Origin of the sequence: Pseudomonas sp. PICF141 (assembly GCF_002286815.1) — a bacterium.
Lineage (GTDB): Bacteria > Pseudomonadota > Gammaproteobacteria > Pseudomonadales > Pseudomonadaceae > Aquipseudomonas.
Window position 1 is genome coordinate 84,454 of record NZ_MUNM01000033.1, and the last position, 24,631, is coordinate 109,084.

Annotated in this window: 17 protein-coding genes; 11 read left to right on the forward strand and 6 right to left on the reverse strand. The window is 59.6% G+C overall.

Features of this window, described 5'->3' with window-relative positions; translation table 11 throughout:
• Positions 1–6: 6 nt before the first annotated feature.
• Positions 7–1,704, reverse strand: a complete 1,698-nt coding sequence (locus BZL43_RS06690; protein ID WP_095631571.1) for a glutamine--tRNA ligase/YqeY domain fusion protein — start codon at positions 1,702–1,704, stop codon at positions 7–9.
• Positions 1,705–1,966: 262 nt separating this feature from the next.
• Between BZL43_RS06690 and BZL43_RS06695 the strand changes: the two genes are divergently transcribed.
• Both BZL43_RS06695 and lpxH read left to right on the forward strand, forming a co-directional pair.
• Complete coding sequence (locus tag BZL43_RS06695) at positions 1,967–2,470, forward strand: peptidylprolyl isomerase (RefSeq protein WP_095631572.1); 504 nt, start codon at positions 1,967–1,969, stop codon at positions 2,468–2,470.
• Complete coding sequence (lpxH, locus tag BZL43_RS06700) at positions 2,467–3,195, forward strand: UDP-2,3-diacylglucosamine diphosphatase (protein ID WP_095631573.1); 729 nt, start codon at positions 2,467–2,469, stop codon at positions 3,193–3,195. Before BZL43_RS06695 ends, lpxH begins: the two co-directional genes overlap by 4 nt.
• Before the next feature lie 117 nt (positions 3,196–3,312).
• Here lpxH and BZL43_RS06705 read toward each other — a convergent pair whose 3' ends face one another.
• From BZL43_RS06705 to BZL43_RS06715, 3 genes are all read right to left on the reverse strand, one after another.
• Positions 3,313–6,981: a translocation/assembly module TamB domain-containing protein gene (locus tag BZL43_RS06705; RefSeq protein ID WP_095631574.1), complete on the reverse strand. Its 3,669-nt coding sequence runs from the start codon at positions 6,979–6,981 to the stop codon at positions 3,313–3,315.
• Positions 6,978–8,705 carry an autotransporter assembly complex family protein gene (locus BZL43_RS06710; protein ID WP_095631575.1) on the reverse strand — a complete coding sequence of 576 codons (1,728 nt, stop codon included), beginning with the start codon at positions 8,703–8,705 and terminating at the stop codon, positions 6,978–6,980. The genes BZL43_RS06705 and BZL43_RS06710 overlap by 4 nt, the downstream gene beginning before the upstream one ends.
• 64 nt (positions 8,706–8,769) lie before the next feature.
• Positions 8,770–9,420, reverse strand: coding sequence for an N-acetyltransferase (locus tag BZL43_RS06715; protein WP_095631576.1), 651 nt, complete (start codon positions 9,418–9,420; stop codon positions 8,770–8,772).
• A gap of 332 nt (positions 9,421–9,752) precedes the next feature.
• On the opposite strand from BZL43_RS06715, the gene xthA reads away from it, so the two are divergent.
• On the forward strand, positions 9,753–10,565 hold the full coding sequence (gene xthA / locus BZL43_RS06720; RefSeq protein WP_095631577.1) for an exodeoxyribonuclease III: 813 nt from the start codon (positions 9,753–9,755) through the stop codon (positions 10,563–10,565).
• Positions 10,566–10,771: 206 nt separating this feature from the next.
• The gene (locus BZL43_RS06725; RefSeq protein ID WP_095631578.1) at positions 10,772–12,112 is read left to right on the forward strand and encodes a substrate-binding domain-containing protein; all 1,341 of its coding nucleotides are present in this window, start codon (positions 10,772–10,774) and stop codon (positions 12,110–12,112) included.
• Positions 12,113–12,254: 142 nt separating this feature from the next.
• On the opposite strand, the gene BZL43_RS06730 is transcribed toward BZL43_RS06725, so the two are convergent.
• Entirely contained in the window at positions 12,255–13,484 is a 1,230-nt protein-coding gene (locus BZL43_RS06730) for an acyl-CoA dehydrogenase (RefSeq protein WP_095631579.1), read from the reverse strand.
• Positions 13,485–13,649: 165 nt separating this feature from the next.
• Between BZL43_RS06730 and BZL43_RS06735 the strand changes: the two genes are divergently transcribed.
• From BZL43_RS06735 to BZL43_RS06745, 3 genes are all read left to right on the forward strand, one after another.
• The gene (locus tag BZL43_RS06735) at positions 13,650–14,579 is read left to right on the forward strand and encodes a LysR family transcriptional regulator (protein ID WP_095631580.1); all 930 of its coding nucleotides are present in this window, start codon (positions 13,650–13,652) and stop codon (positions 14,577–14,579) included.
• A gap of 182 nt (positions 14,580–14,761) precedes the next feature.
• Positions 14,762–15,163, forward strand: coding sequence for a MerR family DNA-binding transcriptional regulator (locus tag BZL43_RS06740; RefSeq protein ID WP_095631581.1), 402 nt, complete (start codon positions 14,762–14,764; stop codon positions 15,161–15,163).
• Positions 15,164–15,228: 65 nt separating this feature from the next.
• On the forward strand, positions 15,229–16,128 hold the full coding sequence (locus tag BZL43_RS06745) for a hydroxymethylglutaryl-CoA lyase (protein WP_095631582.1): 900 nt from the start codon (positions 15,229–15,231) through the stop codon (positions 16,126–16,128).
• Positions 16,129–16,798: 670 nt separating this feature from the next.
• On the opposite strand, the gene BZL43_RS06750 is transcribed toward BZL43_RS06745, so the two are convergent.
• Complete coding sequence (locus BZL43_RS06750; RefSeq protein ID WP_095631583.1) at positions 16,799–18,496, reverse strand: AMP-binding protein; 1,698 nt, start codon at positions 18,494–18,496, stop codon at positions 16,799–16,801.
• 329 nt (positions 18,497–18,825) lie between these two features.
• Between BZL43_RS06750 and BZL43_RS06755 the strand changes: the two genes are divergently transcribed.
• The 4 genes from BZL43_RS06755 to BZL43_RS06770 all read left to right on the forward strand — a co-directional run bounded on the left by BZL43_RS06755 (position 18,826) and on the right by BZL43_RS06770 (position 24,611).
• Complete coding sequence (locus BZL43_RS06755) at positions 18,826–19,989, forward strand: isovaleryl-CoA dehydrogenase (RefSeq protein ID WP_095631584.1); 1,164 nt, start codon at positions 18,826–18,828, stop codon at positions 19,987–19,989.
• 108 nt (positions 19,990–20,097) lie between these two features.
• Positions 20,098–21,702 (forward strand): carboxyl transferase domain-containing protein, encoded by a 1,605-nt coding sequence (locus tag BZL43_RS06760; protein WP_095631585.1) that lies wholly within the window; start codon positions 20,098–20,100, stop codon positions 21,700–21,702.
• A gap of 138 nt (positions 21,703–21,840) precedes the next feature.
• A complete protein-coding gene (locus BZL43_RS06765; protein ID WP_095631586.1) occupies positions 21,841–22,656 on the forward strand; it encodes a gamma-carboxygeranoyl-CoA hydratase in 816 nt (271 codons plus the stop codon).
• Entirely contained in the window at positions 22,656–24,611 is a 1,956-nt protein-coding gene (locus BZL43_RS06770; protein WP_095631587.1) for an acetyl/propionyl/methylcrotonyl-CoA carboxylase subunit alpha, read from the forward strand. The genes BZL43_RS06765 and BZL43_RS06770 overlap by 1 nt, the downstream gene beginning before the upstream one ends.
• Positions 24,612–24,631 lie beyond the last annotated feature (20 nt).

The window sequence follows — 24,631 nt, forward strand, 5'->3', positions numbered from 1 at the left end:
CTTGAATCACTGGCCCCACGAATCACGCAAGGTCACGGTACGGTTGAATACCGGAGCGCCCGGTTTCGAGTCCTTGATATCCGCGACGAAGTAGCCTTCGCGCTCGAACTGGAAACGGTCTTCCGGTTGTGCATTGCCCAGCGAAGGCTCGGCACGACAACCAGTGAGAACTTGCAGCGAGTCAGGGTTGATGTTGTCCAGGAAACTGGCGCTGTCTTCGGCCTTTTCAGGGTTGGCCGAACGGAACAGACGATCGTACAGACGCACTTCGCACTCGACGCTGGCGGCGGCCGGCACCCAATGCACCACGCCTTTGACCTTGCGGCCTTCCGGGTTCTTGCCCAGGGTTTCAGGATCGTAGGAGCAACGCAGTTCGACGATATTGCCATCGGCGTCCTTGATCGCTTCGTCGGCACGGATCACGTAGCTGCCGCGCAGACGCACTTCGCCGTTTGGCTCCAGGCGCTTGTAGCCCTTCGGCGGCTCTTCCATGAAGTCTTCACGGTCGATGTAGATTTCACGGGCGAACGGCAGAACGCGCACGCCCATGTCTTCTTTCGGGTGACACGCCAATTCGAGGTTTTCGACCTGGCCTTCCGGGTAATTGGTGATCACGACTTTCAGCGGACGCAACACGCACATGGCACGTGGGGCGCTGTGGTCGAGGTCGTCACGGATGCTGAATTCGAGCATGCCGAAATCGACCACGCCGTCGGAACGGTTGGTGCCGATCATTTCGCAGAAGTTGCGGATCGATTTCGGCGTGTAGCCACGGCGGCGGAAGCCCGACAGCGTGGACATGCGCGGATCGTCCCAGCCATTGACGTGTTTCTCGTCCACGAGCTGCTTGAGCTTGCGCTTGCTGGTAATGGTGTAGTTCAGGTTCAGGCGGCTGAACTCATACTGACGCGGCTTCGCCGGCACGGGCAGATTGTCGAGGAACCATTCGTACAGCGGACGGTGGCTTTCGAACTCCAGGGTGCAGATCGAGTGCGTGATGCCTTCGATGGCATCCGACTGACCGTGGGTGAAGTCGTAGTTCGGGTAGATGCACCACTTGTCGCCGGTCTGGTGGTGATGCGCGTGACGAATGCGATACATGATCGGGTCGCGCAGGTTCATGTTCGGCGAAGCCATGTCGATTTTGGCTCGCAGCACGCGTGCGCCGTCCTTGAATTCGCCGGCCTTCATGCGGGCGAACAGGTCGAGGTTTTCTTCAACCGAGCGGTCACGGAACGGGCTGTTTTTGCCCGGTTCGGTCAGGCTGCCACGGTATTCCTTGGCTTGCTCGGGGGTCAGGTCGTCGACGTAGGCCTTGCCGGCCTTGATCAGCTCTACCGCCCAGTCGTGCAACTGGTCGAAATACTGCGAGGCATAGCGCACTTCACCGGACCATTCGAAGCCCAGCCATTTGACGTCGCTTTCGATTGCGTCGATGTATTCCTGGTCTTCCTTGGCCGGGTTGGTGTCGTCGAAACGCAGGTGCGTGACGCCGCCGAATTCCTGGGCCAGGCCGAAGTTCACACAGATCGACTTGGCGTGACCGATGTGCAGGTAGCCGTTGGGCTCAGGCGGGAAACGGGTGACGATCTGCGTGTGCTTACCCGAATCCAGGTCCGCCTGGATGATCGGGCGCAGGAAATTGACCGGTACGGCAGGACCGGTCTTGGAATTCGAGGTCGGGTCGACAGTGGGCTTGCTCATAGGATCCTTGAACGTACAAGTGCGCGGCCAGTTGGCCAAATCAAAGCGGCTGTTATAAATCAAAGGGGCTTATCATAGCCGATGCTGTCAAGTGGCTGACAGAGCAGGCCGGCAATCGGTTGCATTTAATCGGTTGCCAATGAAAAACAGCCTCGAAATTCGCGCCCGGCACGCTAAACTGCGCACCTTGGCCGACACTGGCCGGACCGGTTGAGGGCTGTAGAGCCCCGAAACCCACGAATTCCTAGAATGAGTACTCATCATGACCCAAGTCAAACTGTCCACCAACTTCGGCGACATCGTCCTGGAGCTGAACGCTGAAAAGGCACCACTGACTGTTGCCAACTTCATCGAATACGTCAAAGCCGGTCACTACGAAAACACCATTTTCCACCGTGTCATCGGCAACTTCATGATCCAGGGCGGTGGTTTCGAGCCAGGCATGAAAGAAAAGAAAGACAAGCGCCCAAGCATCCAGAACGAAGCCGACAACGGCCTGCCGAACAAGAAGTACAGCGTCGCCATGGCCCGTACCATGGAACCGCATTCGGCTTCCGCCCAGTTCTTCATCAACGTGGCTGACAACAGCTTCCTGAACCACAGCGCCAAGACCGTTCAGGGCTGGGGCTACGCCGTATTCGCAGAAGTGGTTGCCGGTACTGACGTGGTCGACAAGATCAAAGGCGTGGCGACTACATCCAAAGCCGGCCACCAGGACGTACCCGCAGAAGACGTGATCATCGAGAAAGCCGAGATCATTGAGTGATACTGCTGATTTCAGACTTGCATCTGGAAGAGGAGCGCCCGGACATTACCCGGGCGTTTCTGGATTTGCTCGCTGAACGTGCCCGCTCAGCGAGTGCGTTGTACATTCTGGGCGACTTTTTCGAGGCGTGGATTGGCGACGATGCCATGACGCCCTTCCAGCGTTCCATCTGCCAGGCCCTGCGGGATTTGAGCGACAGCGGCACGGCCATTTTTCTGATGCACGGCAATCGCGACTTCATGCTTGGCCAGGCCTTCTGCAAACAGGCCGGCTGCACGTTGTTGAAAGACCCGAGTGTCGTGCAGTTTTACGGCGAGCCGGTGCTGTTGATGCACGGCGACAGCCTCTGCACCCGCGACGAAGCTTATATGAAGCTACGACGCTACCTGCGTAACCCGATCACCCTGTTCATCCTGCGGCACCTGCCCTTGCGCACTCGTCATAAACTGGCGCGCAAGTTGCGCAGTGAAAGCCGGGCGCAGACGCGGATGAAGGCCAATGACATTGTCGATGTCACGCCGGAAGAAGTGCCGCGGGTCATGCAGGCCTATGGCGTGAAAACCTTGATCCACGGCCACACCCATCGCCCCGCCATCCACAAGTTGCAGATTGGCGAACAGGCGGCCAAACGCATCGTGTTGGGGGATTGGGATCGTCAGGGCTGGGCGTTGCAGGTGGATGAACAAGGGTTTGCGTTGGCGCCGTTTGATTTCGTTACGCCCTAAAAACCAAAAAGATCGCAGCCTTCGGCAGCTCCTACGGTATTGCGTACGCCCATGAATATGGATGTACGCGGCCTTTGCAGGAGCTGCCGAAGGCTGCGATCTTTTGATCTTGGGGAGTTAGAAATCCCGCTTGTAGAAGATGTCCAGCGAACTGGCCACGCCGCTGGCGGCTTCGAGGTAGACCTTTTTGCTCAGTTTGTAGCGCAAGGCGATGGTGTTGGCCGGTTCGAATACCCCGACGCCATAACGCAGGCTGAGTTTTTCCGAAATGTTGCCGCTAGCCACCACGGCGGTGTTGGCGCCGCTGCCTTCGGTATCGAGCTGAAAGTCCTGAATGCCCAGGTTCTTGGCCAAGCCGCTGGTCACCCCCGAACTGCCCATCAAACCTAACCCGAGGGCAGCCTGGGCGAGCATGTTGTTGTCTTCACCGGTAGTGCTCAGCGGACGCCCCAGCACCAGATAAGACAACGCCTGCTCCTGACTCATCGCCGGTTCGGAAAAGATCTGCGTGGTCGGCTGCTCGGCACTGCCACTCAAGCGGATGCCGGCGATGACATCGTCGGTCTGACGAATCGCTTCGATGTCGAGGTACGGCTGATCGATGGGACCTGCGAACAACAATCGTGCCCGGCGCACCGTCAGTCGCTGACCGTAGGCGCGATAACGCCCCTCGTTGAGCCACAGCTCGCCACGGGTATCCATGTTGTCGCCGATATGCACCTGGCCTTGCAGGTTGGCGGTCAGGCCGAAGCCGGCAAAACTCAGTTTGTCCTGGCCCACCACGACGTCGATGTCCATTGCCATGGCCATCGGCGGTTTGCCCTCTTCGGTCTGCTGGCCGACGATCACCGTGTCATCGGAGACCTTGACAGTCGATGGCGGCAACTCGCGCACGATGATCTCGCCCTTGGGCACCAGCACTTTGCCGACGATTGCCAATCTGTCGTCCTTTACGGAGATCTTCAGGTCCGGGGCAACTTCCAGCGCGGCGTAGGGCTCGACGGTGACTGGCAATTGCGAGCCCTTGAGCGCCAGGTCCACCACCAACGCCTGGCCCCAGGCAATGTTGCCATTGAGGCTGCCCTGCCCGGTCTTGCCGCTTTTCCAGCCGCCGTTCAGTTGCACGGTTTCGCCGGCAATCACCGCTTGAAGTTGCAAGGCTTCGAGGGCCATGGGCAGTTCAGGCCCGGAGACTTCGCCGTCGCGCAGCTCAAGGTTGCCATTGACCAGCGGCGCCAGCAGTCCGCCGGACAAGGTGCCGCTGCCGCTCAAATGCCCGGTGAGTTTCTCGACCATTGGCACAAACGGCCGCGCCACCGACAAGTCCAGGCCACTGAGGCGGAATGAACCGGTCAGTGGTTTGTTCTTCGCCAGCGGGTTGATCTGCGCCTGAACCATCAGTTCACCGAGTTTGCCGCCGACAAAGTTGAGGTCGGTGTCGATGCGCTTTGGCGTGAGTTTGCTGGTGAGTTTCAGGGTCTGGTACGGGAAATCCAGCCATTGTTCCTTCTCGCGCATACGCAAGGTGCCGCCACTGGCGTCGATGCTGACCAGGCCGTTCGGGCCGCTGGCCGGCAAGTCCAGTTGCAGGTCGGCGTTGAGCTTGCCTTGCCAGGCGAAATCCTTCGGCAACCATTGGGCGAGGCTGTCGATGGGGAACTGTTTGAGGTGATAACGCAGCTTCGGCTCGGGCATCAAGCGCTGATCTTCGCCGCACAGGCTCGCCGGGCCGGAGATCCAGCAATGAGCGCCGAAGTTGATTTTGCCGTCCGCCAGTCGCTCAAGCTTCGCCGGATTTTGCAGTTTCCAGTCCTGGCCACCGGCCTGGACCAGCCCACTGGCCAGACGCCCGCGCCAATTGCCCTTGTCCAGCGCGCCGTCGAGACCAAGCGCCAATTTCAGCTTCGGTCCTTGCAGATCGAGGGCGAGTTTCTGGTTTTTGATGTCGCCCTGACCGCTGGCGGTCAATGTGCCCAGTGACGTGTCGCCGGTCTGAATGCCGCTGCCCTTGAGGTCGATTTTTGCCCGCTGGGCGCTGTCGAGGGTAGCGTCCAGATTGAGGCTTTTCAGGCGATGGTCTTCGAAGGCCAGTTGCGTGCCTTGCAGACCGAGCTTGCCTTGTGGCGCCTTGAGCGTGCCGGCGACATCGACCCGACCATTGAGCTGACCGCGCAGTTGCGGCCAGAGCTGGGCCAGACGCGGCATCTTGATGTCGATCTGGCCGGTGAGTTTCTGTTGCAGGCTGCCCTGACCGATGATGCTGTTGTCGCCAAGGCGAATCTGCAACGCGCTGAGGTTCCATTGCTCGCCGCCACCCTCGGCCTTGGCTTGCAACACCGCCGGTTGCCCGCGCAGCTTGCCTTTGAGGTCCAGGTCGGCAGTCAGACTGAGTTGTTCATTTTTCATCTCGCCTTTGCTGCGCAATGGCCCAGCCAAGGTACCTGGCAACTCCGCGAGCCAATACGCCGGGTTGATTGCCGAGAGGTCCAGCGCCGTATCCCAGGCGACACCGTCGGCGAACTGCAGATTCAGGTGTCCTTCGGCCTTGCCCTGCCCGGCTTCGAGTTTGAATTGCGGCAGGTGGATTTTGCTCAGATCGCCGCTGAACGGGCTGTTCAGACTGAACGCCCCGGCCGGGCCATCCAGTGCGGCTTTGAAGTTACCGATGTAGTTGCCGTCAGTGTAGGAGACTTCACCGTTGAAGCTGCGCAGCGCCACTTGCGGCTCGTCGATCAGCGGATAGAGGCGATGCCACGGGAAATCCAGCCAGTCGATTTTTGCATCAGCACTCAGGCCTTTGCTCCAGTCCATTTGCCCGGAGAGTTTGAGGCTTTGTTTGTCGTTGGCCGTCAGGTCGAGGCCGGCGATCTGCGCGCCCCTAGCGTCGACCTTGCCTTGCAGCAACAGCGCAACCGGGCCTTGCTCTGCGGGTAACGTGGCTTTGCCGAGCAACTGGTAACCGTTTTTCAGGTCGCCGTCGCCCGTGAGTTCCAGTTGATTGAGTTGCAGGGTATCGGGTAGATCGGCGGCGGGTTTGAAGCCGTCGGCGGTGATGCGCACTTTTGCCGGCAGGTTTTCCGCCAGCGGTTGCAGTTCACCAGTGAGTTGGCCGTTCAGGTAGCCGCTGCTGTCGGCTTTCAGGTTCAGGGTTTTCAGCAGATCGCCATCTACTTTCAGGGCCAGTGTCCAAGGCTGGGGCGCCGGCAGCGTCAGTTTGCCTTCGGCGGTCAGCGGCCAGTTACCGCTCGGTTGCAACAGGCCGGACAGGTTCAGGCTCAGTTCATCACGTTGCAAATGCACCGAGTCGATCTGCAAACCCTTCTCGGTCCAGTGTGCCGCCAGTTGCAGCCCCTTGAGCTCTTCACTGCCGTTGAACAGCACGCGGCCGATTTTGACGTCGCCCAATTCAATGGCCAGCGGTAATTGCAAGTCCGGCAGGCTGATCGGCCCGCTGCTTTCCTCCTCCACGCCCGGCGGAAATTGCAGGCTGACCTGCTCGACCTGCAATTGTTCGATGCACAACGTCATGCGCATCAGGCACAACGGCGACCAGGCGAAAATCGCCTTGTCCAGTTCAACCCGGCTGCTGTCCTGCTTCCATACCAGATGATCGGCGCTCCACTGCCCGCCCAAACGGCCCTGGAAATTCTCTACGGTCAAACCCGGCACAAACCCGAGCGCCCAACGACTGCCCGCCGGAGTGCCCAGCACGCAGACCAGTGTCAGCACGATCAGCATCAGCAGCGCCGGAATCGCCAGCAGCGTTATTTTCAAACCACGATTCACAGCTCAGGCCCCATGGAAAAGTGCAGTCGAATGCCGCCGTCGTCGTCCATCGCGTGGGCCAGGTCGAGGCGAATCGGCCCTACCGGCGAGACCCAGCGCACACCAATACCGACGCCGGTCTTGAGGTTCGGCAGTTCAAGTGTGTTGAAGGAGTTGCCCTGGTCGATGAAGGTGGCGACCCGCCATTTTTCGGCGACGGAGTATTGATACTCGACGCTGCCGGCCACCATGTAGCGGCCACCGATACGGTCGCCATCGGAGTTTTCCGGGGACAGGCTCTGGTAGTCGTAACCGCGCACGCTCTGATCGCCACCGGCGAAGAAGCGCAAGGACGGCGGCACCGATTTGTACCCGTTGGTGGCGCTGCCGCCGACCTGCACCCGACCGAGAAAACGGTGTTTGTCGAAGACTGTGGTCAGGCCTTTGACCAGCGCCGTGCCGTAGAGCAAGTTGGTGTCCGAACCCAATCCTTCCTTGGCGACTTTGGTTTCGAATTGCAGGCGATAACCGTTGTGCGGATCGATGCGGTTGTCGCTTTTCAGATAGGAATAACTCACACCGGGCATCAGCAACGTGCTGAGCCCCGAATCGTCACCGAGTTTGTATTCCTCGTGCTGCCATTTGAGGGACACCACCCGCTGCCAGCCGCTGGGCAACTTGCTGTGCCATTCGGGGCCGAGGGTCAGCAATTTGCTGAGGGTATCAGTGCCGGCGATCTCTTCGTTCTGATAACCACCGGCAAAGCGCAGTTTGTCGGTCAGCGGTGGATCCAGCGGCACGTCGTAAAACAGCCCGACGTTCTGCCGTGGCGCCGAAATCTCGGCCTCCCAGCCATAACTGTGCCCTTGGGGATTGACCCAATGCCGGGTCCAGTTGGCTTTGGCCCGTGGACCGACATCCGTGGAAAAGCCCAGACCGAGGCCCATGGTCCGTGGCTTGCGGGTTTGGAGTTTGACCGCCACCGGGATCACGTCGTCCTTGGATGCGGTCGGCGCCGCGTCGACGCGCACGCCCTCGAAATAGCCGCTCGATTGCAGCGCCTGATTGAGTTCGGCGATCAGTTCGGAGTCGTAGGGCGTACCAGCCTTGAACGGCACCATGCGTTGCAGCAGGTCTTCATCGAATGGCGTGTCACCTTCAAAACTGACTTTACCCAGCGCATAGCGCGGGCCGCTGTCGTAGATCAATTCGATGTCGGCGACACCGGCGCGCGGGTCCACCAGGAGTTTCTGGCGGGTGAAGCGCCCATTGAAAAAGCCATAACGCGAAGCCTGGTTCTGGATCAGCCGCTTGGCGTCCTCATAACGGCCATGGTTAAGCACCGCACCGGGTTTGAGCAGATCGCTTTTGGGCATTCGAAAGGACTTGAGGGAGGCCGCCGGGCCGTCGACGCGCATCGTGACGTTGCGCAAATGGATCGGCTCACCGGGTTCGATGTTCAGCACCAGGCGTGGCGTCTTGCCGCCCTTCACGTCGCTGTCGATTTGCGGCTGGTAATAACCCAAGGCCTGGGCGGCCTTGCGCGCCTGTTCTTCGGCGCCGCGACTGAAGCGCAGCAAGGCTTCTTCATCGCGATCGCCGAGGCTACCGATATAGCCTTCTATATTGGCCTTCAGTTCATCGTTGGACGGTTTGATCCGCACATCCAATTCACTTTGCGCCAGCGCCGCACCGCTGAAGATCAGCATCAGCACGCCACTGGTAAATCTTCCGGAAAACTTCATAGCGCGGATGCTATCACGAGCCTGGGGGCCTGATAGAGCCTGACCTGCCGCGAAAGTTCTACTGTTATGCCGTTGCCGTTTGTAACACCTGCGGATTCGCATGGAAAAACACGTGCTCAAGAATCGGGCCGACTGCTACTTCACCGATTTCCTCATAGCCTTGTCGTTTATAGAACTCCAGATAACGAGGATTCCCGGTGTCGAGGATCACGCCTTGGGAGTGTTCATCGACGGCGCACCAGTTGTGCACCGCTTGCAGCAGTTGTTCGCCGAAATGCTTGCCCTGGAATTGCGGGTGAACCCCCAGCAATGGCAAAACATGCACCGCATCGGACGGCACGCACGCCATGACGGCGGCATGGTAATCGAGGTAGCGTCGGGTACAGCGAAATCCGGTGCTGAGCACCATTCGCAAGCGCCAGGCCCAGCTTTCGGTGATGCCCAGGCGGCGTTGCGGCGGTGCGATCAGGGCGATGCCGATCAAACGGTCATTGACCAGCAGGCCGATGGCTGGCAACTCCTGAAGAAAGTGTTGCTTGACCAGTTCGCGCACCGTCGCCCGTACTCGCTGTTCGTAACCGGGGCGCTCGGCCTCGAACAGATAGCCGAATGTCGGCTCGTGCCGGTACGCCTGATACAACAAGGAGCGTGCTTCGCGGGAATAGCCGCTGTCGAGCATGTGGATATCGGCAATGGCGGTCGAGGTTTCGGGCATAACGGTCGTTCTCCCCTGGGCGCGGCTCAGAAGGCCACGTTCTTATTGGTACGAGCCTTTGGGTGGCTTCACAGTTCCCCAGACAGGTATAGACCAAGCCGGGAGCTTCATCGACCGGGCTGACGCCTTCGCGGGCAAGCCTCGCTCCTACAAGGTTCGCGTCGAGCCACGATTAAATGATCAACACCCAATTTGTAGGAGCGAGACTTGCCCGCAAAGAGGCCCGATCTGCCAACACATCTCTGACAGAACACCACGAATCGCCTTACCCCAAGGCTGGCCCCATTCCTACATGTCAGCTAGCATCGCACTTTTGCCAGGACTGCCGACCAATGAAGATCGTTTCCTTCAACATCAACGGGCTGCGCGCTCGCCCGCATCAGCTGGCGGCGCTGATTGAAAAGCATAATCCGGACGTGATCGGGTTGCAGGAAACCAAAGTTCACGACGACCAGTTCCCCCTGGACGAGATTCAGGCTCTGGGTTATCACGTGCATTTCCACGGGCAAAAAGGCCATTACGGCGTGGCCCTGCTCTCGCGCCAGGAACCGATTGCACTGCATAAAGGTTTCGCTACTGACGAAGAAGATGCCCAACGGCGCTTCATCTGGGGCACGTTCGCCGACGCCAATGGCGTGCCGGTGACCATCATGAACGGCTATTTCCCACAGGGCGAAAGCCGTAATCACCCCACCAAATTCCCGGCCAAGGAACGTTTCTACAGCGATTTGCAACAATTGCTGGAAAGCCGGTTCAGCAACGACCAGCCGATTGTGGTGATGGGCGATGTGAACATTTCCCCGGAAGACTGTGACATCGGCATTGGCCCGGACAACATGAAGCGCTGGCTGAAAACCGGCAAATGCAGCTTCCTGCCCGAAGAGCGCGAATGGATGGCCCGCCTGAAAAATTGGGGCCTGGTCGACAGTTTCCGTCACCTGAACCCTGATATTGCCGACCGTTTCAGTTGGTTCGACTACCGCAGCCGCGGGTTTGAAGATGAGCCCAAGCGCGGGCTGCGGATTGACCTGATCATGGCATCCCATGGGTTGTTGCCGCGCGTGAAGGATGCCGGCGTGGATTACGATTTGCGCGCAATGGAAAAGCCCTCCGACCACGCACCGATCTGGCTTGAGTTGAGCTAAAAGCAACAGATCGCAGCCTACAGAATGATCATTCCCACGCTCTGCGTGGGAATGCATCCCGTAACGCTCTGCGTCACATTCAAGAGCGGAACGCGGAGCGTCCTCGGCGGCGTTCCCACGCAGAGCATGGGAACGATCACTGTCATCGTTCAGAAACCTTACTGACTTATTCTCCCGGCACTTTCCCAGGCTTATAAGGTGCCGGCATGACGCTGCGCGTGTTGTTTGTGTCGATACTCGTCGCCCTGGTGCCGTTAAAAGTGTCGGCCGGCGATTTGCCGACGCCCGAACAGGGCCCGGTGTTGCGCATCCAGGGCTCCAACACCATCGGCGCAGCATTGGGCCCAGCGCTGGTCGAGGGCTTGATGCGTGAACAGGGCCTGCTCAAGGTTCACAGGCAAGCCCCGGACAAAGCCAACGAACAACGCATCGTCGGCGAAACCGTTCAGGGACGCCGAGTGGAGGTGGAGGTCGCGGCCCATGGTTCCAGCACCGGGTTCAAAGCCCTGAGAATCGCCTCTGCCGATCTCGCGGCTTCGTCGCGCCCGATAAAGGACAGCGAACGACTGAATCTTGAGCCACTGGGCGATCTGAAAAGCCCGGTTGCCGAGCAAGTCATCGCCATTGACGGGCTGGCGATCATCCTTCATCCGCACCATCCGCTGAAGCAACTCGACACCGAACAACTGGCGCGAATCTTCAGCGGCGAAGCGAAAACCTGGGAGGCACTCGGCAGCAGCGGTGGGACGATTCATCTTTACGCGCGAGATGACCAATCGGGCACCTATGACACATTCAAGGAACTGGTCCTCAGCCCCCGTGGGAAAACCCTGAGCGGCAACGCGAAACGCTTCGAATCCAGCGAGCAATTGTCCGACGCGGTCAGTCTGGACCCGCAAGGCATTGGCTTCATCGGTTTGCCCTATGTGCGCCAGGCCAAAGCCGTGGCCATTGTCGATGGCGACTCCCAGGCCATGCTGCCGGTCAATAGCCTGATCGCGACGGAAGACTACCCGCTGTCCCGGCGGCTGTTCCTTTACCTGCCGCCGACTGTGAAAAACCCTTGGGCCAAGGCCTTGGTGAAGTTTGCCCAGAGCAGCAAAGGCCAGGCGATCGTCGCGGCCAATGGCTTTGTTGCACAAACGGTTCAGGCCATGGCCGTCACGCCGAATGCGCTGATGCCTGAGGGGTATCAGGCACTGAGCCGTCATGCCCAGCGCCTGACCGTGAATTTTCGCTTCGAAGAAGGCAGCGCGACGCTGGATAACAAGGCCCGACAAGACCTGTCGCGGGTGCTCGACTATATAAAGCAGCACCACAAAACCAATCGACAGGTGACACTGGTGGGGTTTGGCGACGCCAAGAGCGACCCCGCGCGGGCCGATCTGCTGTCGAAACTGCGGGCCATGGCGGTGCGGCGAGAACTGGTGAAAAGCGGCGTGGTGTTTCGCGAGATTCGCGGGTTCGGCGCCCAGATGCCGGTGGCGACCAACAGCGGGGATGAGGGACGGATCAAAAATCGGCGGGTGGAGGTTTGGGTGTATTGAATCAGATACTGATGTAGTGAGTCGGCTGACCCCATCGCGGGCAAGCCCGCTCCCACAGTGTCCGTGTCGTACACAAAATCTGTGAACACCACTGCAACTGTGGGAGCGGGCTTGCCCGCGATGAACGATGACGCGGTGCCTGTCAGTGCCCGCTACGCATCATCTCTTTCGGCACATATTTGCCGATCTCGAACTTGCCGATCGCCGCGCGGTGCACTTCGTCCGGGCCGTCGGCCAGGCGCAAGGTGCGTTGCATGGCGTACATGTAGGCCAGCGGGAAATCGTTGGAAACCCCTGCCCCGCCATGGATCTGGATCGCCCGGTCGATCACCCGCAATGCGACGTTCGGCGCCACGACTTTGATCTGCGCGATCTCGCTCTTGGCCACCTTGTTGCCGACGGTGTCCATCATGTACGCCGCTTTCAATGTCAGCAGGCGCGCCATGTCGATCTCCATCCGCGAGTCGGCGATTTTGTCGATGTTACCGCCCAGACGCGCCAGGGGTTTACCGAACGCAGTGCGGTTGACCGCACGTTTGCACATCAGCTCCAACGCACGCTCGGCCATGCCGATCGAACGCATGCAGTGGTGAATTCGGCCTGGGCCGAGGCGACCCTGCGCAATTTCGAAGCCGCGTCCTTCACCCAACAGGACGTTTTCGTACGGCACCCGAACGTTTTCGAACAGTACTTCGGCGTGGCCGTGAGGCGCATCGTCGTAACCGAACACCGGCAGCGGCCGCACGATTTTCACGCCCGGGGTATCCACCGGCACCAGAATCATCGAGTGCTGCGCATGACGCGGTGCATCCGGGTTGCTCAGGCCCATGAAGATCAGGATTTTGCAGCGCGGATCGCAGGCGCCAGAGGTCCACCATTTCTTGCCGTTGATCACCCACTCGTCGCCATCACGCACAGCGCGGGCGGCCATATTGGTGGCGTCGGACGAGGCCACGTCCGGCTCGGTCATGGCGAACGCCGAGCGAATCTCGCCGCGTAACAGCGGTTCGAGCCAACGTTGCTTCTGTTCTTCATTGGCGTAACGCACCAGCACTTCCATGTTGCCGGTGTCTGGCGCGGAGCAGTTGAACGGCTCAGGACCCAGCAGCGAGCGGCCCATGATTTCCGCCAATGGCGCATATTCGAGGTTGCTCAGGCCGGCGCCGAGTTCGGATTCGGGCAGGAACAAATTCCACAAACCTTCAGCTTTGGCCTTGAGTTTGAGTTCCTCCATGATCGCTGTCGGCTGCCAGCGATCGCCCTCGGCGACCTGGCGTTCGAACACCGCTTCGGCGGGGTAAACGTAGGTATCCATGAACGCGGTCACGCGCTCACGCAGTTCTTGCACTTTGGGCGAATAAGCGAAATCCATGGGCGGTTACCTTCTGAAGGGAGGTTGTTCAGGTGATGCAATCGATGCTAGAACAGCATTGATAATTTACCTAGCCTATTCTCGGCGTGTATTAACATTCATCACCGATATATGATCGACTGATCGAGCCCCCTTCCTGATAACAAGAACAGAGAGCGCAGCGCAATGAATCTGAGCAAGGTCGACCTCAACCTTTTCATCGTCTTCGACGCGATCTACACCGAAGCCAACCTGACGCGCGCCGGGCAGATTGTCGGCATTACTCAACCCGCGGTGTCGAACGCTCTGGCCCGCCTGCGCGAGACCTTCAACGATCCGCTTTTCGTGCGTACCGCCCAAGGCATGGTGCCCACGCCGATGGCGCAGAACATCATCGGCCCCGTGCGCAACGCCCTCTCCTTGCTGCGGGTGTCGGTGCAGGAAAGCCGTATTTTCAATCCGTTGCAGGCGGTCAAGACTTACCGCATCAGCATGACCGACCTCACTGAAGCGGTGATCCTGCCGCCGCTGTTCCAGCGCCTGCGACGCCTGGCGCCGACGGTGATCATCGAGAGTTTCCTGTCCAAACGTCGCGAGACCACCAAGGAATTGGCGGCCGGGCGTCTTGATTTCGCGGTGGATGCGCCACTCAACACTGACCCCCAGGTGCGTCACGTCAAGTTGATGGAGGACCGTTACGTGTGCGCCATGCGCAAGGGCCATCCCTTGGCGGGCAAAGAGAAATTCACCCTCGACGATTATCTGTCCCTGACCCACATCCATATTTCCAGCCGGCGCAGCGGTCTGGGTTATGTCGACCTGGCCCTGGGCAAAATGGGCATCCAGCGCAAGATCGCCCTGCGCTCCCAGCACTACTTGATGGCCTCCCAAGTGCTGCAACAGACCGACATGGTCATGACCGTGCCGGAACGCTTCGCCCGTCGCCATGACTTGTACGCGGTGAACCTGCCGGTCAAGGAAGTTCCGCCGGTGGAAACTCACCTCTACTGGCACGAAAGCACTGACCAGGATCCGGCCAACCGCTGGATGCGCGAGCAAATAATCGAGTTGTGCCAGCAGGTTACGGCGCATGAGAAGAAGCTGGACAAGGTGTAGGGCCTTTGCGCCGCGTCATCGTTCTTCGCGGGCAAGCCTCGCTCCTACGGTTGAAATGCATTCCCCTGTAGGAGCGAGGCTTGCCCGCGAAGAGGTCGTCAGCAGCACCATAAATTCATGCCCCTTGACGTAAACGTCAACCTGCCATTAGCTTAGCGCCATGACCTTTTTCGAGCGCTTCCATGAGCAGCCAGACCTATAGCATTTCCGACCTCGCCCGCGAGCTCGACATCACCACCCGGGCCATTCGCTTCTATGAAGAGCAAGGCCTGCTCTGCCCCGAGCGTCGCGGCCAGGAACGCATTTACTCGCCCCGTGACAAGGTCAGCCTGAAGCTGATCCTGCGGGGCAAACGCATAGGTTTTTCCCTGGCCGAATGCCGCGAGCTGATCGAGCTCTATGACCCCTCCAGCGGTAACACCAAGCAACTGCACAGCATGCTGGCGAAAATCGCCGAGCGTCGGGAACAACTCGAACAGCAACTGCTGGACATCGAACAGATGAAACTTGAGCTCGATACGGCCGAAGAGCGCTGTACTCAGGCCTTGGAGCAAACGATCAAAAGCCAGCAGGCCGTCCAATAGGTCTACACAAGCCCGCTCCCACAGGGTTTTCCCAGCATTCAGACAATCAGCACAGGTCCATTGCCATGTCCCTACCCAGCCACGTACGCCTGGTCGAAGTCGGCCCCCGCGACGGTCTGCAAAACGAAGCCCAACCCATCAGCGTTGCAGACAAGGTGCAACTGGTCGATGCACTGACCGCTGCCGGCCTGGGTTACATAGAAGTCGGCAGTTTCGTCTCGCCCAAATGGGTGCCGCAAATGGCCGGTTCCGCCGAAGTCTTCGCGCAGATCCAGCGCAAACCGGGCGTGACCTATGGCGCCCTCGCCCCCAACCTGCGGGGCTTTGAAGATGCCATCGCCGCCGGGGTCAAGGAAGTCGCGGTGTTCGCCGCTGCGTCCGAATCGTTTTCCCAACGCAACATCAATTGTTCGATCAGCGAAAGCCTGGAACGCTTCGTGCCAATCATGGACGCCGCTAGACAACACGGCGTCAGCGTGCGCGGTTACGTGTCTTGCGTGCTGGGCTGCCCTTATGAAGGTGACATTGCACCGGAACACGTCGCCCGGGTTGCTCGTGAGCTCTATGCGATGGGCTGCTACGAGGTTTCGCTAGGGGACACCATCGGCACCGGCACCGCTGGCGCCACCCGCAAGATGTTCGAAGTGGTGTCGGCCGATGTGCCACGTGAAAAACTGGCCGGGCACTTTCACGATACCTATGGCCAGGCCATGGCCAACATTTACGCCAGCCTGCTGGAAGGCATCGCGGTGTTCGACAGCTCCGTCGCCGGCCTTGGCGGCTGCCCCTACGCCAAGGGCGCCAGCGGGAATGTCGCGACCGAAGATGTGGTTTACCTGCTCAACGGCCTGGGTATCGAAACCGGAATCGACCTGGACGCCTTGATCCGCGCCGGCCAACAGATTTGCACAGTGCTGGGGCGCCCTACCGGTTCACGCGTGGCCAAAGCCCGCAGTGCGCAGTGACAAGGTGGATGTGTCCAGGTGTTACCACGTGTGCTGAAACGTGGGCGGAAACGAGTAACACGGAAACAAATTGTCAGGTTTGGCTCGGATAAAAACCCTCATGAAAAACTCAAACCATTGATTTCAAAGGGTTTTAAAAAGTTGGCACGGCTTCTGCTATCTCTATGGCATAACAAGAATAAAAACTGCAAACCAATAAAAATAAGACGTAACGACTCTGACATAACAAGAACAACACGGCAGAGACGCAGCTAACAGATTTTTTTGGAGAAGATGTGCTTTTCAGGGTGCTTTTCGAAGTTACCCGCAACCGGGCAGAGAACAATAAAACTACCTTCAGGTAGCTCCCGAACTGGTTGGATCGCTTGGCGAAAAAGTAGATCAGCGCTCAAAAAAATACGTTTGCTCTTGATCCCGGATGGGGATCGACAAAAACAGCGGTAAAGGGCCACGGTTACCAAAAACAACAACAGACCGCCCCTCAATAATAAAAAAAGAGCACGTACGACAAAATTAAAGGGGAGCTTCGGCTCCCCTTTGTGCTTTCTGTCGTTCAGGTTTCCACGTCTCCTGTGGGAGCGGGCTTGCCCGCGATGAGGCCGGAACATTCAACATTGATGTCGACTGGTCTGACGCCATCGCGGGCAAGCCCGGTCCCACAGGGATTGGGTTACCGTTCGTTTACCCTGAGCTCCTCGATACTGATCTCACGCATCCGGAATTTCTGGATCTTCCCGGTCACGGTCATCGGAAATTCCTCGACGAATTTGAAGTAACGCGGTGTCTTGAAGTGCGCAATGCGCTCCTTGCACCAGGCTTGCAGTTCCTGTTCGGTAGCGCTGTGGCCGGGGTGGAATTTGATCCAGGCAACGATCTCTTCGCCATAACGGGAACAAGGAATACCGATCACTTGTACGTCGGCTATCGCCGGGTGGGTGAAGAAGAACTCTTCCAGCTCCCGTGGGTAAATATTCTCACCGCCGCGGATGATCATGTCTTTGTTACGCCCGGCGATGCACACATAACCTTCGTCGTTCATGCTCGCCAGATCGCCGGTGTGCATCCAGCCCGCCTCATCGATAGCCTCGGCGGTGCCCTGCGGGTTATTCCAGTAGCCGAGCATCACGCTGTAACCTCGAGTACACAGCTCACCGATGGTGCCGCGCGGTACCAGGTTGCCCGCCTCGTCGATGATTTTGCTTTCCAGTTGCGGCTGGGTTCGGCCAACAGTGGTGACGCGCAATTCCAGCTCGTCTGACGGACCGGTCTGCAAAGACACGGGGCTGGTTTCCGTCATGCCGTAGGCAATCTGCACTTCGCTCATGTGCATTTCATTGATGACCCGACGCATCACTTCGATCGGACAGGTCGCCCCGGCCATGATCCCGGTGCGCAGGCTCGACAAATCAAACTCGGCGCGCTGGGGTTGATCGAGCATGGCGATGAACATGGTCGGCACGCCGTAAAGCGCGGTGGCTTTTTCTTCGGCGACGGTGCTCAGCGTCAGCAATGGATCGAAGGCGTCGTTGGGGTAAATCATGGTGCTGGCGTGGGTGATGCAGCCGAGGTTGCCCATGACCATGCCGAAGCAGTGATACAGCGGCACCGGGATCACCAGCCGATCATTGGCCGTCAGCCCGAGGCTTTCGCCGACCATGTAGCCGTTGTTGAGAATGTTGTAGTGGCTGAGGGTCGCGCCCTTGGGGAAACCGGTGGTGCCTGAGGTGTACTGAATGTTCACTGCCTGGTCGAAATGCAGGCTGTCCTGGCGTTCCCGCAATTGCTCGACCGACACGCTGGCCGCCAGATCGGTCAGTTGCGACCACGGCAGGAAACCCGATGGCGGCTGTGCATCCAGGCTGATCACGCCGCGCAGTTCCGGCAGGCGTTCGCTCTGTAACTGGCCGATGGCTTGCTCTGCCAGTTCCGGTGCCAATCCTTGCAACATGCCGTGATAGTCGGAGGTTTTGAAGGCCCCGGCACAGACCAGCCATTGGCAACCGGATTGCTTCAACACGTATTCGAGTTCGGAACTGCGGTAAGCCGGATTGATGTTGACCAGGATCACGCCGATTTTCGCACTGGCGAACTGGCTGATGCACCACTGGGCACAGTTCGGCGCCCAGATGCCGAGCCGGTCACCGGCCTGCAAGCCCAACGCCAAAAATGCCCGGGCGTGCAGGTCGACGGCTTCTGACAGCTGCTGCCAGGTGTAGCGCAATTGCTGATGGCGCACGACCAGCGCCTCCCCGTTCGGGTATTGCGCGACCGTATTATCAAACGCCTGCCCGATGGTTATCGCCAGCAAGGCTTTATCCTGGGAACCACGGGTATAGCTGCGCTGCGGGCTTGCACTGGGTTGATCCATGATGACCCCTATTGTCTTTATTAGTGGGCTTTACCGGCGACCAGTGGGAGCGGGCTTGTGTGGCGAGGGGGCTTGCCCCCGTTAGAGTGCGCAGCGCTCGCAGATCCTGGGTCCGCTGCGCGGCCCAACGGGGGCAAGCCCCCTCGCCACATAAGCCCGCTCCCACAGAGTCGGTCCGCTTTACCGTGTCGAAACTGGCTCTACTCTCGCTCAAGTTGACGTTAACGTAAAGGGTGATTGACAGCCATTCGTCACAGGCTTACGTTAACGTAAAGGTGAGAGCCGAATCACTGCCCTCCCCACCCTACAAAAAAGCCAAAAGGTGCCCCATGAGCTACCCATCCCTGAACTTTGCCCTCGGTGAAACCATCGACATGCTGCGCGATCAGGTTCAGTCCTTCGTCGCCAAAGAGATCGCCCCGCGCGCTGCTCAGATCGACATCGACAACCTGTTCCCCGCTGACCTGTGGCGCAAATTCGGCGACATGGGCCTGCTGGGTATTACCGTGCCGGAAGAGTACGGCGGTGCGGGCCTGGGCTATCTGGCCCATGTTGTCGCCATGGAAGAAATCAGCCGCGGTTCGGCCTCGGTCGCGCTGTCTTACGGCGCTCATTCCAACCTTTGCGTCAACCAGATCAACCGTAACGGCACTCACGAACAGAAAAGCAAATACCTGCCGAAACTGATCAGCGGCGAGCACATCGGCGCCTTGGCCATGAGCGAACCGAATGCCGGTTCCGACGTGGTGTCGATGAAACTGCGCGCCGACAAACGTGGCGACCATTACGTACTCAACGGCAGCAAAACCTGGATCACCAACGGCCCTGACGCCAACACCTACGTCATCTACGCCAAGACTGACCTGGAAAAAGGCCCCCACGGCATCACCGCGTTCATCGTTGAACGTGATTCCAAAGGCTTCAGCCGCAGCAACAAATTCGACAAGCTCGGCATGCGCGGTTCGAACACCTGCGAGCTGTTTTTCGATGACGTCGAAGTGCCGGAAGAAAACATCCTCGGCGTGCTCAACGGTGGCGTGAAAGTGCTGATGAGCGGCCTCGACTACGAGCGCGTTGTGTTGTCGGGTGGCCCGACCGGGATCATGCAGGCTTGCATGGACCTGATTGTTCCGTACATCCATGACCGCAAACAGTTCGGCCAGAGCATCGGCGAATTCCAGCTGATCCAGGGCAAAGTCGCCGACATGTACACCCAACTCAACGCAAGTCGCGCTTACCTCTACGCGGTGGCCCAGGCCTGCGAGCGCGGCGAAACCGCGCGCAAGGACGCCGCCGGCGTCATCCTCTACAGCGCCGAATGCGCGACCCGGATGGCCCTCGACGCGATCCAGATTCTCGGTGGCAACGGCTACATCAACGAATTCCCGGCCGGTCGTCTGCTGCGTGATGCCAAGCTGTACGAAATCGGCGCCGGCACCAGTGAGATCCGTCGCATGCTCATCGGTCGCGAACTGTTCAACGAGACGAAATGAATTTCGTCAGCGGCAAGCGACAAGCTTCAAGCGGCAAGAGGGAAACGTGCTCATGCTTTGAACTTGTAGCTTGTAGCTTGCAACTTGAAGCTGCTACGGAGTAGCCCCATGATTTTGCATACCCAGCTCAACCCTCGTTCAGCGGAGTTCGCAACCAACAGCGCGGCGATGCTCAAACAGGTCGACGCCCTGCATACCCTGCTCGCCCAAGTGCAGCAAGGTGGCGGCCCGAAGGCTCAAGAACGCCACACATCGCGAGGCAAATTGCTGCCGCGTGAACGGATCAATCGTCTGCTCGATCCGGGTTCGCCGTTTCTGGAAATCTGCCAACTGGCGGCCTACGCGGTCTATGGCGAAGACGTTCCGGCCGCTGGCGTAATTGCCGGAATCGGCCGGGTGGAAGGCGTCGAATGCATGATCGTCGCCAACGATGCCACTGTGAAAGGCGGCTCGTATTACCCGCTGACCGTGAAAAAACACCTGCGCGCGCAAACCATCGCCCAGCAAAATCGCCTGCCCTGCATCTATCTGGTGGACTCCGGCGGCGCCAACTTGCCGCGTCAGGATGAAGTGTTCCCGGACCGCGAACACTTCGGGCGGATCTTCTTCAACCAGGCCAACATGAGCGCTATGGGCATTGCGCAGATTGCGGTGGTCATGGGCTCGTGCACCGCCGGTGGTGCTTATGTCCCCGCGATGGCCGATGAAGCAATCATGGTCCGTCAGCAGGCAACGATTTTCCTCGCCGGCCCACCGCTGGTGAAGGCCGCGACGGGTGAAGTGGTCAGCGCCGAAGACCTCGGCGGGGCCGATGTCCACTGCAAGATTTCCGGCGTCGCCGATCACTACGCCGAGAGCGACGAACACGCCATCGCCTTGGCCCGACGCAGCGTCGCCAACCTCAATTGGCGCAAGCTGGGCGAACTGCAACAACGCACGCCAATCGCGCCGTTGTACAGCAGTGACGAGTTGTATGGCGTTGTGTCGGCGGATGCCAAGCAACCGTTCGACGTGCGCGAAGTGATTGCGCGTCTGGTGGACGGCTCGGTGTTCGATGAATTCAAGGCATTGTTCGGCACGACATTAGTATGCGGCTTTGCCCACCTGCACGGTTACCCGATCGCGATACTCGCCAATAACGGCATCCTCTTCGCCGAAGCCGCGCAGAAAGGCGCGCACTTCATCGAACTGGCCTGCCAGCGCGGCATTCCATTGCTGTTCCTGCAAAACATCACCGGTTTCATGGTCGGCCAGAAATACGAAGCCGGCGGCATCGCCAAGCACGGCGCGAAACTAGTGACCGCCGTGGCCTGCGCCAAAGTGCCAAAATTCACCGTGATCATCGGCGGCAGCTTCGGCGCCGGTAACTACGGCATGTGTGGACGGGCTTACGATCCGCGCTTCCTGTGGATGTGGCCAAACGCGCGGATTGGCGTGATGGGGGCCGAACAGGCGGCGGGCGTGCTGGTGCAGGTCAAGCGTGAGCAAGCCGAGCGCGGTGGCCATGGTTTCAGCGCCGAGCAGGAAGCCGAGATCAAGCAACCGATTCTCGATCAATACGAAGAGCAGGGTCACCCCTACTATTCCAGCGCCCGGTTGTGGGATGACGGTGTCATCGACCCGGCGCAGACCCGCGATGTGTTGGCCCTGGCCTTGTCGGCGTCGCTGAACGCACCAATCGAACCGAGCCGCTTCGGCGTGTTCCGGATGTGATCCGACCTTGTAGGAGCGAGCGGGCGGTGTTCCGACTTGCCCGCGAACCGGTATGACGCGGTGCAACAGGTACACCGCGGCGCTTGCTTCGCGGGCAAGCCTCGCTCCTACACAATAGAGTTGTGGAGACGGACAAACATGAGCGACTTCAACACCCTCGAACTGCTGAGCGATCCAAGAGGTTTTGCGACCTTGTGGCTCAGCCGTGAAGAAAAGAACAACGCCTTCAATGCCGAAATGATCCGCGAACTGATCCTCGCGCTGGACAAAGTATCGAGCGATGCCAGCCTGCGTTTTCTGCTGATCCGTGGGCGTGGCAAGCATTTCAGCGCCGGCGCCGATCTGGCCTGGATGCAGCAATCGGCCGAACTCGATTACCACACCAACCTCGACGACGCCCGGGAACTGGCGGAATTGATGTACAACCTCGCCAAGCTGAAAATCCCGACGCTGGCCGTGGTGCAAGGCGCGGCCTATGGCGGCGCGCTGGGCCTGATCAGTTGCTGCGACATGGCCATCGGTACCGACGACGCGCAGTTCTGCCTGTCGGAAGTCCGTATCGGCCTGGCACCAGCGGTCATCAGCCCGTTCGTGGTGCAAGCCATCGGCGAGCGCGCAGCACGCCGCTATGCCTTGACCGCCGAACGGTTCGGCGGGCAGCGGGCCCGGGAAATCGGCTTGTTGTCGGAGAGCTACCCGATGGCTGAACTGGAGCAGAAAGTCGATCAATGGGTCGACAACCTGCTGCTCAACAGTCCGGCGGCCATGCGCGCCAGCAAGGATTTGCTGCGTGAAGTCGGCCACGGCGCGCTGACCCCGGCGCTGCGGCGCTACACCGAAAACGCCATCGCCCGAATCCGCGTCAGCCCCGAAGGCCAGGAAGGCCTGCGCGCCTTCCTGCAAAAACGCTCGCCAACCTGGCAAGCCGAAACCACCCTCAAGGAGCCGCGTTGATGAGCGCACCTGTACTCACCACCTTGCTGGTGGCCAACCGCGGCGAAATCGCTTGCCGGGTGATGCGCACCGCCAAAGCCCTGGGCATGACCACCGTGGCCGTGCACAGCGCCACCGACCGCGATGCCCGGCACAGTCGCGAAGCCGATATCCGCGTTGATCTGGGCGGCAGCAAAGCCGCCGACAGTTACCTGCAAATCGACAAGCTGATCGCCGCCGCGAAAGCCAGCGGCGCTCAGGCGATTCATCCCGGTTATGGTTTTCTCTCGGAAAACGCCGGGTTCGCCCGCGCAATTGAAGCGGCCGGCCTGATCTTCCTCGGCCCGCCCGCCTCGGCCATCGACGCGATGGGCAGCAAGTCCGCGGCCAAGGCCCTGATGGAAACTGCAGGCGTGCCACTGGTTCCCGGCTATCACGGCGAAGCCCAAGACCTCGACACCTTCCGCGATGCTTGCGCACGCATCGGTTATCCGGTGCTGCTCAAAGCCACGGCGGGCGGCGGCGGTAAAGGCATGAAAGTCGTCGAGGACGTCAGCCAACTGGCTGAAGCCCTGGCCTCGGCGCAACGTGAAGCGCTGTCGTCATTTGGCGACTCGCGGATGCTGGTGGAGAAATACCTGCTCAAGCCACGTCACGTGGAAATCCAGGTATTCGCCGACCAGCATGGCAACTGTCTGTACCTCAATGAACGTGATTGCTCGATCCAGCGCCGGCATCAGAAAGTCGTCGAGGAAGCGCCCGCCCCAGGCCTGAGCCCGGAACTGCGTCGCGCCATGGGCGAAGCCGCTGTGCGCTCGGCACAGGCCATCGGTTACGTCGGCGCCGGCACTGTGGAGTTTTTGCTGGATGCGCGCGGTGAGTTCTTCTTCATGGAGATGAACACGCGCCTGCAAGTGGAGCACCCGGTGACAGAAGCCATCACCGGCCTCGATCTGGTGGCCTGGCAGATCCGCGTAGCGCGTGGTGAAGCGTTGCCGATAACCCAGGATCAGGTACCGCTGATCGGTCATGCGATCGAAGTGCGGCTGTATGCCGAAGACCCGGGCAACGATTTTCTGCCAGCCACCGGGCGTCTGGCGTTGTATCGCGAATCCGCCGCAGGGCCGGGGCGTCGCGTCGATAGTGGCGTCGAAGAAGGCGACGAAATTTCGCCGTTCTACGACCCGATGCTCGGCAAGCTGATCGCCTGGGGTGAAGACCGTGAGCAGGCGCGGCTGCGTTTGCTGAGCATGCTCGATGAGTTTGCCATCGGCGGATTGAAGACCAACATCAACTTCCTGCGCCGGATCATCGGCCACCCGGCATTTGCCGCGGCAGAACTGGATACCGGTTTTATTCCGCGATATCAGGAACAGCTGCTGCCAACACCTTCAGACCTCAGCGATGAATTCTGGCAAGCCGCCGCCCAGGCGTTCGCGCAAAGCCAGCCGACTGTTTCACGCGCCGATGACTTGAGTTCGCCTTGGGCGATTAACAATGGTTTGCGAATTGGGCTGCCTACAGAATTCACCCTGCATTTGAGTTGCGAAGAGCAAGACCGGGCGCTGACTTTGGGTGATGCCGATGCTCATACCGCGCAACTCAAGGGTGAATCCCTGCTGACCGAACACAACGGTTTGCGCCGCCAGCATCGGGCAATCCGCCGGGGCGATACGCTGTATCTGCAATGGGATGGTGAGCTGCGCCGCATCGAGCCGTATGACCCGATCAGTGCCGTCGAAGCCAGTCACAGCCATCAGGGCGGACTCACCGCGCCCATGAACGGCAGCATCGTGCGAGTGCTGGTGGAGGCCGGGCAAACGGTCGACGCCGGGGCGCAATTGGTGGTGCTGGAAGCGATGAAAATGGAGCACAGCATTCGCGCGCCTCACGCTGGGATTATCAAAGCGTTGTATTGCCAGGAAGGCGAAATGGTCAGCGAAGGCAGTGCATTGGTGGAGTTGGAACCGGCGTGAAATGAAGATCGGTCCTACGC

What these genes read in the sequence shown, in the direction of transcription:
- BZL43_RS06765 (WP_095631586.1), top strand. Translation starts at nt 21,841, where the DNA reads ATGAGCGACTTCAACACCCTCGAACTGCTGAGCGATCCAAGAGGTTTT.
- BZL43_RS06745 (WP_095631582.1), top strand. Translation starts at nt 15,229, where the DNA reads ATGTCCCTACCCAGCCACGTACGCCTGGTCGAAGTCGGCCCCCGCGAC.
- BZL43_RS06730 (WP_095631579.1), bottom strand. Translation starts at nt 13,484, where the DNA reads ATGGATTTCGCTTATTCGCCCAAAGTGCAAGAACTGCGTGAGCGCGTG.
- BZL43_RS06725 (WP_095631578.1), top strand. Translation starts at nt 10,772, where the DNA reads ATGACGCTGCGCGTGTTGTTTGTGTCGATACTCGTCGCCCTGGTGCCG.
- BZL43_RS06695 (WP_095631572.1), top strand. Translation starts at nt 1,967, where the DNA reads ATGACCCAAGTCAAACTGTCCACCAACTTCGGCGACATCGTCCTGGAG.
- BZL43_RS06715 (WP_095631576.1), bottom strand. Translation starts at nt 9,420, where the DNA reads ATGCCCGAAACCTCGACCGCCATTGCCGATATCCACATGCTCGACAGC.
- xthA (WP_095631577.1), top strand. Translation starts at nt 9,753, where the DNA reads ATGAAGATCGTTTCCTTCAACATCAACGGGCTGCGCGCTCGCCCGCAT.
- BZL43_RS06755 (WP_095631584.1), top strand. Translation starts at nt 18,826, where the DNA reads ATGAGCTACCCATCCCTGAACTTTGCCCTCGGTGAAACCATCGACATG.
- BZL43_RS06750 (WP_095631583.1), bottom strand. Translation starts at nt 18,496, where the DNA reads ATGGATCAACCCAGTGCAAGCCCGCAGCGCAGCTATACCCGTGGTTCC.
- BZL43_RS06740 (WP_095631581.1), top strand. Translation starts at nt 14,762, where the DNA reads ATGAGCAGCCAGACCTATAGCATTTCCGACCTCGCCCGCGAGCTCGAC.
- BZL43_RS06710 (WP_095631575.1), bottom strand. Translation starts at nt 8,705, where the DNA reads ATGAAGTTTTCCGGAAGATTTACCAGTGGCGTGCTGATGCTGATCTTC.
- BZL43_RS06735 (WP_095631580.1), top strand. Translation starts at nt 13,650, where the DNA reads ATGAATCTGAGCAAGGTCGACCTCAACCTTTTCATCGTCTTCGACGCG.
- BZL43_RS06760 (WP_095631585.1), top strand. Translation starts at nt 20,098, where the DNA reads ATGATTTTGCATACCCAGCTCAACCCTCGTTCAGCGGAGTTCGCAACC.
- BZL43_RS06690 (WP_095631571.1), bottom strand. Translation starts at nt 1,704, where the DNA reads ATGAGCAAGCCCACTGTCGACCCGACCTCGAATTCCAAGACCGGTCCT.
- BZL43_RS06770 (WP_095631587.1), top strand. Translation starts at nt 22,656, where the DNA reads ATGAGCGCACCTGTACTCACCACCTTGCTGGTGGCCAACCGCGGCGAA.